Source organism: Pseudomonas marginalis, assembly GCF_900105325.1.
GTDB lineage: Bacteria > Pseudomonadota > Gammaproteobacteria > Pseudomonadales > Pseudomonadaceae > Aquipseudomonas > Aquipseudomonas marginalis.
This window is the reverse complement of sequence record NZ_FNSU01000001.1, coordinates 913,230-927,875: the sequence shown is the minus strand read 5'-3', so window position 1 is coordinate 927,875 and position 14,646 is coordinate 913,230. Positions and strand designations below refer to the sequence as shown.

Here is a 14,646-nt window from a genome sequence, read left to right as displayed (position 1 = left end):
CGAACGGCGCAAATCCAATGTGCGGGGTGGCTGGCGCTGTGTCAGGGATTCAGACGACAGCCCTGTCGATCCCCCAACCACCGCGCGCTGTGCGTACGCCCCAAGCCACTCGCCGTCACTTCACTGCGTTCCGGGTTATCGCTGAACCCACTGGTGGGCACGTACTGCTTCACATACCCCCGGCAATACTCGGCCGGATTGTTCGCCACATAGCGGCACGAGCAGTACTCCTTAGCGGTATACGCCGCGATGATATCGGGGAAGGCTTGCAGGTTGACGCGCTCGTGCCAAACCCAGCCTGACAGGGCGAGCAACAGCACCAGAAAAAGGCTGGTAAACGGCCGACGACGCATCATGGTTGCACCGCCGCAAGCACGCGCTTGAGCAGTTCGTTGTGGCGGTAGCTGCCGTCGCGGTCATCGCCATAGCGCACGATCACCAGGTGTTCGTCGGGCATCACGTACAGCGCCTGTCCCCAATGACCGAGGGCGGCGAAGGTATCGGCGGGGGCGTCGGGCCAGGGCCTCGGGGCGCCTTGGTTGAGCCACCATTGGCCACCGGGGACCGCTTCGTCCTGGCCGGCGGTGTATTTGTCGAAGGGTTGGCGGTTGAACACGACCCAGTCCTTGGGCAGCAATTGTTGATCCCCCCAGCGCCCGTCGCGGGCCATCAGCAGGCCGACACGCGCCAGGTCACGCGCGGTGAGGAACGCATAGGACGAGGCGACAAAGGTTTCGTCGGCATCGGTTTCCCAGGTGGCGTTGTGAATGCCCAGCGGCTTGAACAGCGCGTCCCAGGGGTAACTCATGTACGCCTTGTGCCCGAGCATGCCCTTGAGCGCGGCGGACAGGATATTGCTGTCGCCGCTGGAATAACGAAAGGCCTGGCCCGGTGCGCTGAAGGACTCAGTGCTGGCGGCGAACTCGGCCATATCGGCGCGACCACGGGTGTAAAGCATCGCCACCACCGAGGACTTCAGCGGCGCGTATTCATAGTCTTCCTGCCAGTCCAGGCCCGAGGCCCAGTGCAGCAGGTCGGCCATGGTCACCTTGGGGTGTTGTTTCATCGGCGGATAAAAGCGTGCTGCGGGGTCGGTCAGTTTGAAACGGTTTTCGCCGTAGGCCACGCCGAGCACCGTGGCCATCAGGCTTTTGCTGATGGACCAGGTCAAGTGTGGCGTGCTGGCCGTGGTCGGTGCGGCGTAGCGTTCATAGATGACCACACCGTCGCGGATCACCAGCAGCGCGTCGGTGCGAATGCCTTGGCGGGCAGTGTCGTCACGGGGCGGGAATGCATAGGCGTCAAGGGCTTCGACGGCGGGCCCTGCGAGTGGCGGGCCCTTGGCCCACTCCTTGTCGGGCCAGGTTTCAGCGCAGGCGGTAACGGTGACGAACAGCAGGGAAACGCACAGCAGGCCTCTGACCATGGACACACACTCAAGGGAGCATTCAAGCCCGCGAGCCTAGCCGAGGGCAATGACAGATTTGCTACAGAGACCCTGTCATCCAAGCGTCACCATAACTTCATGGAGATGACACCGGGGCTACATAGCCTGACTTTGGACAACAAAGTCGACCGGCCGAAACGTGGCTGGCACTCGGAGATTCGCCATGACTCAGATCGCCCGCATCAGCGACACCGGCAATGAACGCCGTCTGCAAGCCGAACGCCTGGTTGGCGCCAAGGCTTTGCAGGAAGCCCAGGCCCTGCGTTTCAACGTCTTCAGCGGCGAGTTCAACGCCAAGCTGAAAGGCGCGGAACACGGCCTGGACATGGATGACTATGATGTTCACTGCAGCCACATCGGCGTGCGGGACTTGAACAGCGGTCGACTCGTCGCCACCACCCGTTTGCTCGACCACCAGGCCGCCAGCACCCTGGGCCGGTTCTACAGCGAAGAAGAATTCAGCCTGCATGGCCTGCTGCATCTGCAGGGCCCGATCCTGGAAATCGGCCGCACCTGCGTCGACCCGGCCTACCGCAACGGCGGCACCATCGCCGTGTTGTGGGGCGAGTTGGCCGAAGTGCTCAACCAGGGCGGCTACAGCTACCTGATGGGCTGCGCGAGCATCCCGATGCACGACGGCGGCATCCAGGCCCACGCGATCATGCAGCGCCTGCGCGAACGCTACCTGTGCAACGAACACCTGCGCGCCGAACCGAAAAAACCGCTGCCGGCGCTGGACCTGCCGACCAACGTAATCGCCGAGATGCCGCCACTGCTCAAGGCCTATATGCGCCTGGGTGCGAAGATCTGCGGCGAACCGTGCTGGGATGAGGATTTCCAGGTCGCCGACGTGTTCATCCTGCTTAAGCGCGATGAGCTATGCCCGCGCTATGCGCGCCACTTCAAGGCGGCCATGTGATGAGCCGCCTGCGCGTGTACGGGCGCATCGCCCGGGTGCTGGTGGTAGTGGCGCTGGGCTTGAGCATGGCCAGTGTGTTTGGCGTGTTCGAACGCTTGGGCGTGGCCAACTCGATGGTGCGGCGCCAACGCTGGTCGCGGTTTTTCATGGCGCGGCTGACCAACGCCCTGCCCTTTCGCGTGACAGTGCACGGCGAGTTGCCGACCCAGCCCATGCTGTGGGTGAGCAACCACGTGTCCTGGACCGATATTCCGTTGCTGGGCGCAGTGGCGCCGATGTCGTTTTTGTCCAAGGCCGAAGTGCGCACCTGGCCGGTGGCCGGCTGGTTGGCGGCCAAGGCCGGTAGCTTGTTTATCCGTCGCGGTTCGGGCGACAGCCAGTTGATCCGCAAGCAGATGACCCGCCACCTGGAACAACAGCACCCGCTGCTGATGTTCCCCGAAGGCACCACCACCGACGGCCGCAGCCTGCGCACCTTCCACGGGCGCTTGCTGGCCAGTGCGATTGACGCGGATGTGTCGCTGCAACCGGTGGCCATCCGTTATCTGCGCAATGGGCAGGTCGACCCGCTGGCACCGTTCATTGGCGATGACGATTTGCTCTCGCACCTGATGCGCCTGTTCGGCAATGACCAGGGCGATGTGGAAATCCATGTGCTCAAGCCGATTGCCTGCGCCGGGCAGGAGCGTGCGGCGCTGGCGTTCCAGGCGCAGCAGGCGGTGCAGAAGGCGTTGTTTGGGCCGGTGCCGGAGACTGAACAAGTGCATGCTCGACCGGCTTTTGCAGCCTGAGATGTGAACACAGTTCAAATGTGGGAGGGTCGCACCGCCCCTCCCACATTTTAGCTTTGTGTTGTCAGGTGGTTATGCGCGAAGGCTTGCAGTTCGGGGTAGAAGATCCGGAAGTCCTCACTCAGCGGCTCATACAACACCCGCAACTCCTGCATCGCATACCCCAATGTCTCAGGCTGCGTCAGCCGCCGCGAAATCCCGCGCAACACCGGCTCCATCACCGCAAACTCGCGGTACGACCCCAACCAGTCATCCGCCGCCATATACGGCGCTATCTGCGCCAGCCGCCCCGGCAACTGTGGTTCGGCCGCCAGCACGCGGTACACCTGCGAGGTGAAGTGCTCCAGGGGCTGGTCGGCGTACAGCGCCCAATCCCGCGCCAGGCAGTGATCGAAGAACACATCAAGGACAATCCCGGCATAGCGCCGGCGGGTCAGGCTGAAGCGCGACAACGCCTTGCCCACCAACGGGTGGCTGTCGGTGAAGCGGTCGATCGAGCGATGCAACTGGATCGCCGCTTCGATTGGCGGGCTGAACTGGCCCAGCAGGCGGCCTTTGACAAAGTCGCCGTACAGGCTGCCCAGCAGTTGCGCAGGAAGTTGGCCGCCCAGGTGCAGATGTGCGAGATAATTCATGCCGCGCAGTCTAGCACTGGCGCCAACGTATCGTTATAACCCGATATACCGATTCAGCCTGAGCTCAGAGCAAATTCATATTGGTATATCGGGATATAACGATTTAAAGTTCGCCTCATCGCGATATAACGCTTTACGACACCGAGCACCTGCCATGTCCATCGACCTCGACGAAATAATAAAAGCCCTGGCGCACCCAGTACGACGAGACATCCTCACCTGGCTGAAAGACCCGAAAGTGCAGTTCCCCGAGCAAGTGCACAACCACGAATACGGCATCTGTGCCGGGCAGATCGACCAGCGCTGCGGCTTGTCCCAGTCGACCGTGTCGGCCCACCTGGCCACCTTGCAACGGGCGGGATTGATCAGCAGCCAGAAGGCCGGGCAGTGGCACTTTTTCAAGCGCAATGAGGAAGTGATCCAAGCCTTCCTCGCGGCGCTTACCACTGAACTCAGCGCTGAAATCAGCGCGACGTTGTAACAAGGAAACGATAATGCCCCTCTCGCTACTCATCCTGGCCCTGAGCGCCTTCGCCATCGGCACTACCGAGTTCGTGATCATGGGCCTGCTGCCCGATGTGGCGGCGGACCTCGGCGTGTCGATTCCCGGCGCCGGCTGGCTGGTCACCGGCTATGCCCTGGGCGTGGCCATCGGTGCGCCGTTCATGGCACTGGCCACCGCCAGGTTGCCCCGCAAGGCGGCCCTGGTAGCGTTGATGGGCATCTTCATTATCGGCAATCTGCTCTGCGCCCTGGCCAGTGACTACAACGTGCTGATGCTTGCCCGTGTGGTCACCGCGTTGTGCCACGGCGCGTTCTTCGGCATCGGTTCGGTGGTCGCCGCCAACCTGGTGCCGGCCAACAAGCGCGCTTCGGCCGTGGCCCTGATGTTCACCGGTTTGACCCTGGCCAACGTGCTTGGTGTGCCACTGGGCACCGCGCTGGGCCAGGAAGCCGGCTGGCGCTCGACCTTCTGGGCGGTGACGGTGATTGGGGTGGTGGCGTTGATCGGCCTGATCCGCTTCCTGCCGGCCAAGCGTGACGAAGAAAAACTCGACATGCGCGCCGAACTGGCCGCCCTCAAGGGTGCCGGCATCTGGTTGTCGCTGAGCATGACCGCGCTGTTCGCCGCGTCCATGTTCACCCTCTTCACCTATGTTGCGCCGCTGCTCGGCGATGTCACCGGCGTGTCGCCCAAAGGCGTGACCTGGACCCTGCTGCTGATCGGCCTGGGCCTCACCGTGGGCAATATCATCGGCGGCAAGCTGGCGGACAAACGCCTGGCAGCCACCCTGATCGGCGTGTTTATCAGTATGGCGGTGGTGTCCACCGCGCTGACCTGGACCAGCGTCGCCGTGATCCCGACCGAGATCACCCTGTTCCTCTGGGCCACCGCTTCATTTGCCGCCGTACCCGCGCTGCAGATCAACGTGGTGACCTTCGGCAAGGCCGCGCCGAACCTGGTGTCCACCCTGAACATCGGCGCCTTCAACATCGGCAACGCCCTCGGCGCCTGGGTGGGCGGCAGCGTGATTGCCCACGGTTTCGGCCTGAGCAGCGTGCCTCTGGCGGCAGCGGCCCTGGCGATCCTGGCGCTGCTGGTAACCCTGATTACTTTCCGTCAGGGCGGCGATGCCGACCTGGCCCCTGCGACCCACTGATCAACTTCAAAGAGAAGGGTGTTTTCCCATGACGACTATTTTCGATCCGATCAAACTGGGCGACCTGGAGCTGTCGAACCGCATCATCATGGCACCGCTGACCCGCTGCCGTGCCGATGCCGGCCGCGTACCCAACGCGCTGATGGCCGAGTACTACGTGCAACGCGCTTCCGCCGGGCTGATCCTCAGCGAAGCCACTTCGGTGACACCGCTGGGCGTGGGCTACCCGGACACGCCGGGCATCTGGTCCAACGACCAGGTGCGCGGCTGGGCCAATATCACCAAGGCCGTGCATGGCGCAGGGGGCAAGATCTTCCTGCAACTGTGGCACGTCGGCCGCATTTCCCACGCGTCCTACCTGAACGGCGAAACCCCGGTGGCGCCGAGCGCGATCCAGGCTAAAGGCCACGTCAGCCTGGTGCGCCCATTGGCCGACTACCCGACGCCGCGCGCCCTGGAAACCGCTGAAATCGCCGACATCGTCGACGCTTACCGCACCGGTGCCGAGAACGCCAAGGCCGCAGGCTTTGATGGCGTGGAGATCCACGGCGCCAACGGCTACCTGCTCGACCAGTTCCTGCAAAGCAGCACCAATAAGCGCACCGACAACTATGGTGGCTCCCTGGAAAACCGTGCACGCCTGCTGTTGGAAGTGACCGATGCGGCCATCGAGGTCTGGGGCCCTGGCCGTGTGGGTGTGCATTTGGCACCGCGCGCCGATGCCCACGACATGGGCGACGACAACCTGAAGGAGACCTTCACCTACGTCGCCAGCGAGCTGGGCAAGCGTGGTATCGCCTTCATCTGCTCCCGTGAAAAGGCAGGTGCGGACAGCCTCGGTCCTCAATTGAAAAAAGCCTTTGGCGGCGTGTACATCGCCAACGAACGTTTCACCAAGGACAGTGCCAATGCCTGGCTGGCCGAAGGCAAAGCGGACGCCGTGGCCTGGGGTGTGCCGTTCATTGCCAACCCGGACCTGCCAGCACGCCTGAAAGCCGATGCGCCACTGAACGAAGCGCATCCGGAAACCTTCTACGGCCAGGGCCCGGTGGGCTACATCGATTACCCGACGCTGCCGCTGTAATCGCCCGACACGCGAAACCAAATGTGGGAGGGGGCTTGCTCCCGATGGCGGTGCGTCAGTCACTGTATGTGTTGACTGAACCACTGCCATCGGGAGCAAGCCCCCTCCCACATTGTTGCCCTGGGAAACACTCCTTAACAGCCTTGCAACAAAATCCCTACAAAATACTTAGGCGGCTATGTATCAACCGTCCGCCAGCCCGTATATAAAGTCACCCCCCCCATCAGGCAGAAGGACGATTGACGGTCCTTAGGCTTTACTGTTGACACAACCTGATGCAATTACGCATTTTGTCTCAATTGCGCAGGCTGGGGCTCAGGCGCAGCATATCGAGCCCTGCATCCACCCAGCGTTCGGCTTCCTGATGTAGCTGGAAGCTGTCGGGTACCAGCAGCCACTGGCCAATCAGCCCGTTGATGTAGGCATGGATGCACACTGCGCCACGGGTGGTGTCGAGGTTTTCCGGAAGTTGCCCGCGATGGACCGCGTTGCGCAGTGTCAGGCCGATGCGCAGGTTGCATTCCAGGCTGTGGGTCTGGCGCTGACGGCGCATGTCGCACATTTCATCGGTGAATTCGCACTTATGAAACAAAATCTCATTGATGCGCCGGGTTTTCGGGTCCAGGGCCACCTGATGAAACAAATGAATCAGCAGCTTGCGCATGCACCCCAACGGGTCAACCTCGTCCTCGCTTTCACTGGCCCTGGCCAATTCGTCCAGTGGCTCATGCAGCGTGTCCAGCAGGGCCTGCAACAGATCGGATTTATTACTGAAGTGCCAATAAATCGCGCCCCGCGTGACACCGGCCAGCGCAGCGATATCCGCCAGCGTCGTCCGTGCAACGCCGCGCTCATAAAAGGCTTGCTCGGCGGCTTCGAGAATTTGGCTGCGCGTTTCCTGAGCTTCCTCTTTAGTGCGACGAACCATGGCAGTACAACCTCAATCAGGACACCTGAGACTATCGTTAACGCAGTGTTAATAGATGTTAACGATCATCCGAATATTTGTGGGACGACACCGTCATGGGCGCCGAACGTAATGGAATCGAGACTTTTGGCCTGCGTTGTCAACAATCCGCGAAGCCTGTCAAGAGTTTACAAACAACCATGAACGTAAGTATATTGCGTAGCAAGCTACTTATCCACTCACAGCTTGTTTTTTACCCTTCCACACTTCTTGTGCGCACCCTGCGCGCCTGACCCGAGGATCTTCATGCAACTTAAGCCAGCTGTTACCGCTCTGGTCACTGCCGTCGCCCTGGCATCGCTGCTCAGCGGATGTAAAAAGGAAGAAGCGGCTCCGCCCGCTCAAGCCCCTCAGGTCGGCGTGGTCACCATTCAACCGCAAGCCTATACCCTGACGTCCGAGCTGCCAGGCCGCACCACCGCCTACCGCATCGCGGAAGTTCGCCCGCAGGTCAACGGCATCATCCTCAAGCGCCTGTTCAAGGAAGGCGCGGATGTGAAGGAAGGCCAGCAGCTCTATCAGATCGATCCGTCGGTCTATGAAGCCACGCTGAAAAGCGCACAAGCCAGCCTGACCCAGACCAAGTCCATCTCCGACCGCTACAAGCAGTTGGTCGATGAGCAAGCCGTCAGCCGCCAGGAATACGACACCGCCGTGGCCAACCGCATGACTGCGGAAGCAAACGTGCAAACCGCCCAGATCAACGTGCGCTACACCAAGGTGTTCGCGCCGATCTCCGGGCGTATCGGTCGTTCTTCGGTGACCGAAGGCGCGCTGGTCAGCAATGGCCAGACCGATGCCATGGCGGTAATCCAGCAACTGGACCCGATCTACGTCGACGTCACGCAGTCTTCGGCTGAAATGCTGAAACTGCGCCGCGACCTGGAAAGCGGCCAACTGGAAAAAGCCGGCGCCAATGCCGCCAAGGTCAAGCTGACCCTGGAAGACGGCAGCGACTACGGCCAGGACGGCAAGCTGGAATTCTCCGAAGTCTCGGTCGACCAGACCACCGGCTCCGTGACCCTGCGCGCAGTGTTCCCCAACCCTGACCACACCCTGCTGCCGGGCATGTTCGTACACGCCCAACTGCAAGCCGGCGTGAACAGCAAGGCGATCCTCGCGCCACAGCAAGGCGTGACCCGCGACCTCAAGGGCATCCCGACGGCGCTGGTGGTCAACGCCGACAACAAGGTCGAGCAGCGTGTACTGGTGGCCAACCGCACCGCCGGCGCCTATTGGCTGGTGGAGAAAGGCCTGAACGCCGGTGACCGCGTGATCACCGAAGGCCTGCAGTACGTCAAGCCGGGTGTGGAGGTCAAGGTCAAGGAGGCTGACAACGCCAAGCCCGCCGGTTCCGCCGCTGCTCCTGCTGCCGCGCCTGGCCAAGGGGAGTAATCCATGTCGAAATTTTTTATCGACCGTCCCATTTTCGCCTGGGTAATTGCCCTGGTGATCATGCTGGTCGGGGCACTGTCGATCCTGAAGTTGCCCATCAACCAATACCCGGCCATCGCGCCAACCGCCATCGACATCCAGGTAACCTACCCAGGCGCGTCCGCACAAACCGTGCAGGACACCGTGGTGCAGGTCATCGAGCAACAGCTCAACGGTATCGACAACCTGCGTTATGTGGCCTCGGACAGTAACTCCGACGGCAGCATGACCATCACCGCGACGTTCAACCAGGGTACCAACCCGGACATCGCCCAGGTGCAGGTGCAGAACAAGCTGAACCTGGCGACCCCACTGCTGCCGCAGGAAGTGCAGCAACAGGGTATCCGCGTAACCAAGTCGGTAAAGAACTTCCTGATGGTGATCGGCCTGGTGTCGGAAGACGGCAGCATGACCAAGGATGACTTGTCCAACTACATCGTTTCCAACATCCAGGACCCGATTTCCCGGACCGCAGGTGTGGGTGACTTCCAGGTGTTCGGTTCGCAGTACGCCATGCGTATCTGGCTGGACCCGGCCAAGCTGAACAACTTCCAGCTCACGCCGGTGGATGTCAGCACGGCCATCTCGGCACAGAACGTCCAGGTGGCCACCGGTCAATTGGGCGGCCTGCCTGCCCTGCCCGGCAACCAGCTGAACGCCACCATCATCGGCAAGACCCGCCTGCAGACGGCTGAGCAGTTCGGCAACATCCTGATGAAGGTCAATGCCGACGGTTCCCAGGTTCGCCTGCGTGACGTGGCGCGTATCGAACTCGGCGGCCAGAACTACAGCATCAGCGCGCAGTTCAACGGCAACCCGGCTTCCGGCATGGCGATCAAGCTCGCGTCGGGCGCCAACGCCCTGGACACCGCCAAGGCCATCCGTGCCACCGTGGCGTCCCTGGAACCGTTCTTCCCGCCTGGCATGAAGGCGGTGGTGCCGTATGACACCACCCCGGTCGTGACCGAATCGATCTCCGGTGTGGTGCACACCCTGATCGAAGCGATCGTGCTGGTGTTCCTGGTGATGTTCCTGTTCCTGCAGAACTTCCGCGCCACCATCATCACCACCATGACCGTACCGGTGGTACTGCTGGGTACCTTCGGGATCCTCGCGGCGTTCGGTTTCACCATCAACACATTGACCATGTTCGGCATGATCCTCGCCATCGGCCTGCTGGTGGATGACGCCATCGTCGTGGTGGAAAACGTCGAGCGGGTAATGGCCGAGGAGCACCTGTCGCCGAAAGAGGCGACGGTCAAGTCCATGGGCCAGATCCAGGGCGCCCTGGTGGGTATTGCCCTGGTACTGTCGGCGGTACTGTTGCCGATGGCGTTCTTCGGCGGCTCCACCGGTGTGATCTACAAACAGTTCTCCATCACCATCGTTTCGGCCATGGCGTTGTCGGTACTGGTTGCCCTGATCTTCACCCCGGCCCTGTGCGCCACCATGCTCAAGCCGATCGACCCGGAAAAACACGGCCAACCCAAGCGTGGTTTCTTCGGCTGGTTCAACCGCACCTTCGACCGTGGCGTACTGAGCTACGAGCGCGGCGTGGGTAACATGATCAAGCACAAGATCCCGGCGTTCCTGGTGTACGCCCTGATCATCGCCGGCATGATCTGGCTGTTCATGCGCATCCCGGCTGCGTTCCTGCCCGATGAAGACCAGGGCGTGATCTTTGCCCAGGTGCAGACCCCGGTAGGTTCTTCGGCTGAACGCACGCAAAAAGTCATCGACGACATGCGCGCCTATCTGCTCAATGACAAGGAAGGCGAACCAGGCGAAGGCAAAGGCGTGAAATCGGTGTTTACCGTGAACGGCTTCAACTTCGCCGGTCGTGGCCAGAGTTCGGGCCTGGCCTTCGTGATGCTCAAGCCGTGGGATGAGCGCGACTCGTCCACCTCGGTGTTCGAGATTGCCAAGCGTGCCCAGGGTTACTTCATGCAGACCTTCCAGGACGCCATGGTGTTTGCCATTGTGCCGCCGTCTGTACTGGAACTCGGTAACGCCACCGGTTTCGACGTGTTCCTGCAAGACCAGGGCGGTGTCGGTCATGAAAAGCTGATGGCGGCGCGTAACCAGTTCCTGGGCATGGCTGCCCAGAGCAAGATCCTGGCCGGTGTGCGCCCCAACGGCGTGAACGATGAGCCGCAATACGAGCTCACCGTCGACGACGAGAAGGCCAGCGCCCAGGGCATCACGCTGTCCAACATCAACCAGACCCTGGCGATTGCCTTGGGTGGCAGCTACGTCAACGACTTCATCGACCGTGGTCGGGTGAAGAAAGTCTACGTGCAGGGTGAAGCCGCCAGCCGGATGTCCCCGGAAGACCTGAACAAATGGTACGTGCGCAGCGACTCCGGGAAGATGGTGCCGTTGTCGGCCATCGCCTCGGGCAAGTGGATCTATGGCTCGCCGAAGCTCTCGCGTTATAACGGTGTAGCGGCGATGGAAATCCTCGGTACCCCGGCACCGGGCTACAGTACCGGTGACGCCATGGCCGAAGTCGAACGCATCGCCAAGGAGCTGCCGGCGGGTGTGGGCTACGCCTGGACGGGCCTGTCGTATGAAGAACGCCTGTCCGGCTCCCAGGCGCCGGCACTGTATGCGCTGTCGCTGCTGGTGGTGTTCCTGTGCCTCGCGGCGCTGTACGAAAGCTGGTCGATCCCGATCGCAGTGATCCTGGTGGTTCCACTGGGCGTGGTGGGTGCGTTGATCGCCACCAGCATGCGCGGCTTGTCCAACGACGTGTTCTTCCAGGTGGGCTTGCTGGTGACGGTGGGCCTGGCGGCGAAGAACGCCATCCTGATCGTGGAGTTCGCCAAGGAACTCCACGAGCAAGGCAAAGGCATCGTCGAGGCGGCCATCGAGGCCTCGCGGATGCGCCTGCGGCCAATCATCATGACCTCCATGGCGTTCGTCCTCGGCGTGTTGCCGCTGGCGATCTCCTCGGGCGCCGGCTCAGGCAGCCAGCACGCAATCGGTACCGGTGTAATTGGCGGTATGATCACGGCCACGGTGCTGGCGATCTTCTGGGTGCCACTGTTCTTCGCGAGCGTGTCCGCCATGGGCGAACGTAACAAGACTGAACCTAAGCAAACTCCTCAAGAGGCTGGCCAATGAGCAAGTCGCTACTTTCCTTAGCCGTCACCGCATTCGTGCTCAGTGGCTGCTCGCTGATCCCTGACTACCAGCGCCCTGAAGCGCCGGTGGCAGCTCAGTTCCCACAGGGGCCGGCGTATTCGTCGGCCCAGGCGCCGGGCCAGGCCGCTGCCGAGCAGGGCTGGAAGCAGTTTTTCCATGACCCTGCCCTGCAACAGCTGATCCAGACCGCGCTGGTGAACAACCGTGACCTGCGTGTCGCGGCGCTGAACATCGACGCGTATGCGGCGCAGTACCAGATCCAGCGTGCCGACCTGTTCCCGGCCGTATCGGCCACGGGCAGCGGCAGCCGTTCGCGCACCCCGGCCAAGCTGTCACAGACCGGCGAATCGACCATCACCAGCCAGTACTCGGCCGGCCTCGGGATCAGTTCATATGAACTGGACCTGTTCGGTCGTGTGCGCAGCCTGAGTGAAGAAGCGCTGCAAAAGTACTTCGCCACTGAAGAAGCACGGCGCAGCACCCAGATCAGCCTGGTGGCCAGCGTGGCGAATGCCTACCTGACCTGGCAGGCCGACAAGGAACTGCTCAAGCTGACCCAGGACACCCTCGGCGCGTACGAGCAGAGCTTCAAGCTGACCTCGCGCAGCAATGAAGTCGGCGTGGCTTCGGCCCTCGACCTCAGCCAGGCGCGCACCTCGGTGGAAAATGCCCGCGTGGCACTGGCACGCTACACCCGCCAGGTGGCCCAGGACGAAAACAACCTGACCCTGCTGCTGGGCACCGGCCTGCCGGCGAATATCGCCAGCAAGCCGCTGTCGGATGACCTGCTCAGCGACGTACCAGCCGGGTTGCCCTCCGACCTGCTGCAACGTCGTCCAGACATCGTGCAGGCCGAGTACAACCTCAAGGCCGCGAACGCCAACATCGGTGCGGCCCGTGCAGCGTTCTTCCCGAGCATCAGCCTGACCGCCAGCGCCGGTACCGCCAGCCCTACCCTGGGCGGCCTGTTCAAAGGCGGTTCGGGCACCTGGTCGTTCGCCCCGCAGATCAACATCCCGATCTTCAACGCCGGCAGCCTGCGCGCCAGCCTGGACTATTCGAAGATCCAGAAAGAGATCAACGTGGCGAACTACGAGAAGGCGATCCAGACCGGCTTCCAGGAAGTCTCCGACGGCCTCGCCGCGCGTGAGACCTACAAGCAGCAGTTGGAGGCCCAGCGTGGCTTCGTCGCGGCCAACCAGGATTACTACCGCCTGGCCGAGCGTCGCTACCGCATCGGTGTCGACAGCAACCTGACCTTCCTCGACGCCCAGCGCCAACTGTTCAGTGCCCAGCAATCGCTGATCACCGACCGCCTGGCGCAGCTGACCAGCGAGGTCAACCTGTACAAGGCCCTCGGCGGCGGCTGGAACGAGCAGACCGCGAAGAACGAGCCGTTGAAAGAAGAAGCACCGGCGTTGAAGTTGTTCTGATAGCGCCGCAATAAACAAAAACCGCCTCCCTTATCAGGAGGCGGTTTTTTATGGCCCGCGATATTTTAAAGGCTGGGTGCCAAGGTTAAGTTCTCAATTCACTGACTTGCACCTGAAACCTAAGGCTCGTAATTTTATATTCGATTTCTCTTCCATCGGCATTGCGGGCAGTGAGTGAGAAATTAAACTCAGCGATAAACCAGAACCCTTCCTCTGAATCTTCAGTGCGCCTTACGCGGAATGTACCCGTCGGATCAGAAAACCCGTATGAGAATTCAGGCCGCATAATAAGAAGCGTATCAACACTTTCTGGCGCCCCCCCAGGCGCTGTGATTGGATAATCAGTAAAGGTTTTCAAGGCACTCCCTGCAAACTCAAGGGACGCACGATCACCTCCATGACGGGGCAAGCACTGAATAAAATAACTCGAGTCTGAGTAGATCACGAAAAATACATCACCCAGGTCGATGGGGTCATAACTACCATCGACACTGGCGTCGATCTCACAAAAAACTGGAACCTTCACTTGCGCTCGGTGCTTGGGTACAAACTTACCCGTTGCGCGGTGGTTTGCTAACGCGCAGGTGATTTGAAGGGCATGGCAAACGACTTCCATATCGCCCTTGCCCTGTGGCTCGAAGTAGATGGAGAACTGCATGCTCAGCGCCAGATGGCCGTCCTTGTATTCAAGACGGTCAACGGTCAGGAACCCCGAATATTCCGCCGGGAAATACTCGATGCGTGCTCCGAAGGCAAAGGTTGTCCTGATTCCAGGGTCTTGCGGCCGGATCGGATAGGTCTGGCCTGCTTTCAACTCTTTAGCCTCAAGAGTCAGTTCATTTCTGGACCCCGGATTACCCTCAAACCCTAAACGAATGAAAAACTGAGAACCCTCGATATAGATCAACTCGAATGTGTCGAATGTAATCGGAATCTTCTTTTTATTCCCAAAGATCAGGTCCGCGTTGAACGTATTCGACGAGGTTAAAAACTCACCCATTTCTGTTCCAAAGCTCATGAGCACTTCTCCCTTGAGCACCAGCAAAAATACTGCCACCGCCTTGAACATAGGCTTTCAAAAACGGGTCATCTACTGTCAACCCTGACAGTAGACGCAGAAGCGGTTAA

General features: G+C 61.1%; 13 protein-coding genes. 8 read left to right on the top strand and 5 right to left on the bottom strand.

What is annotated here, in order from left to right:
• Positions 1-41: 41 nt before the first annotated feature.
• Both BLW22_RS04485 and BLW22_RS04480 read right to left on the bottom strand, forming a co-directional pair.
• On the bottom strand, positions 42-356 hold the full coding sequence (locus BLW22_RS04485) for an amidase (protein WP_065928264.1): 315 nt from the start codon (positions 354-356) through the stop codon (positions 42-44).
• Positions 353-1,426: a serine hydrolase domain-containing protein gene (locus tag BLW22_RS04480; RefSeq protein WP_065928265.1), complete on the bottom strand. Its 1,074-nt coding sequence runs from the start codon at positions 1,424-1,426 to the stop codon at positions 353-355. Before BLW22_RS04480 ends, BLW22_RS04485 begins: the two co-directional genes overlap by 4 nt.
• Positions 1,427-1,610: 184 nt before the next feature.
• Between BLW22_RS04480 and olsB the strand changes: the two genes are divergently transcribed.
• Positions 1,611-2,366 (top strand): L-ornithine N(alpha)-acyltransferase, encoded by a 756-nt coding sequence (gene olsB / locus BLW22_RS04475; RefSeq protein ID WP_027604385.1) that lies wholly within the window; start codon positions 1,611-1,613, stop codon positions 2,364-2,366.
• On the top strand, positions 2,366-3,157 hold the full coding sequence (locus BLW22_RS04470) for a lysophospholipid acyltransferase family protein (RefSeq protein WP_065928266.1): 792 nt from the start codon (positions 2,366-2,368) through the stop codon (positions 3,155-3,157). The genes olsB and BLW22_RS04470 overlap by 1 nt, the downstream gene beginning before the upstream one ends.
• Positions 3,158-3,207: 50 nt before the next feature.
• Here BLW22_RS04470 and BLW22_RS04465 read toward each other — a convergent pair whose 3' ends face one another.
• Positions 3,208-3,792, bottom strand: coding sequence for an acyl carrier protein phosphodiesterase (locus BLW22_RS04465; RefSeq protein WP_074844334.1), 585 nt, complete (start codon positions 3,790-3,792; stop codon positions 3,208-3,210).
• A 154-nt stretch (positions 3,793-3,946) separates the two neighbouring features.
• Here BLW22_RS04465 and BLW22_RS04460 point away from each other — a divergent pair, with 154 nt between their 5' ends.
• Genes BLW22_RS04460 through BLW22_RS04450 form a run of 3 tightly spaced genes read left to right on the top strand, consistent with a single transcriptional unit; the run spans position 3,947 to position 6,537 of the window.
• Positions 3,947-4,273: an ArsR/SmtB family transcription factor gene (locus BLW22_RS04460; RefSeq protein ID WP_027604388.1), complete on the top strand. Its 327-nt coding sequence runs from the start codon at positions 3,947-3,949 to the stop codon at positions 4,271-4,273.
• A 13-nt stretch (positions 4,274-4,286) separates the two neighbouring features.
• The gene (locus BLW22_RS04455) at positions 4,287-5,453 is read left to right on the top strand and encodes an MFS transporter (RefSeq protein WP_074844333.1); all 1,167 of its coding nucleotides are present in this window, start codon (positions 4,287-4,289) and stop codon (positions 5,451-5,453) included.
• A gap of 28 nt (positions 5,454-5,481) precedes the next feature.
• Entirely contained in the window at positions 5,482-6,537 is a 1,056-nt protein-coding gene (locus BLW22_RS04450) for an alkene reductase (protein ID WP_027604390.1), read from the top strand.
• Between the two features lie 295 nt (positions 6,538-6,832).
• On the opposite strand, the gene BLW22_RS04445 is transcribed toward BLW22_RS04450, so the two are convergent.
• A complete protein-coding gene (locus tag BLW22_RS04445) occupies positions 6,833-7,465 on the bottom strand; it encodes a TetR family transcriptional regulator (protein ID WP_027604391.1) in 633 nt (210 codons plus the stop codon).
• A gap of 285 nt (positions 7,466-7,750) precedes the next feature.
• Here BLW22_RS04445 and BLW22_RS04440 point away from each other — a divergent pair, with 285 nt between their 5' ends.
• From BLW22_RS04440 to adeC, 3 genes are read left to right on the top strand one after another with little or no spacing between them, the layout of a single operon-like run.
• Complete coding sequence (locus BLW22_RS04440; protein WP_065928269.1) at positions 7,751-8,899, top strand: efflux RND transporter periplasmic adaptor subunit; 1,149 nt, start codon at positions 7,751-7,753, stop codon at positions 8,897-8,899.
• Between the two features lie 3 nt (positions 8,900-8,902).
• Entirely contained in the window at positions 8,903-12,064 is a 3,162-nt protein-coding gene (locus tag BLW22_RS04435; protein WP_065928270.1) for an efflux RND transporter permease subunit, read from the top strand.
• The gene (gene adeC, locus BLW22_RS04430; protein WP_027604394.1) at positions 12,061-13,518 is read left to right on the top strand and encodes an AdeC/AdeK/OprM family multidrug efflux complex outer membrane factor; all 1,458 of its coding nucleotides are present in this window, start codon (positions 12,061-12,063) and stop codon (positions 13,516-13,518) included. Before BLW22_RS04435 ends, adeC begins: the two co-directional genes overlap by 4 nt.
• Before the next feature lie 85 nt (positions 13,519-13,603).
• On the opposite strand, the gene BLW22_RS04425 is transcribed toward adeC, so the two are convergent.
• A complete protein-coding gene (locus BLW22_RS04425) occupies positions 13,604-14,587 on the bottom strand; it encodes a hypothetical protein (RefSeq protein ID WP_074844331.1) in 984 nt (327 codons plus the stop codon).
• Positions 14,588-14,646: the final 59 nt, after the last annotated feature.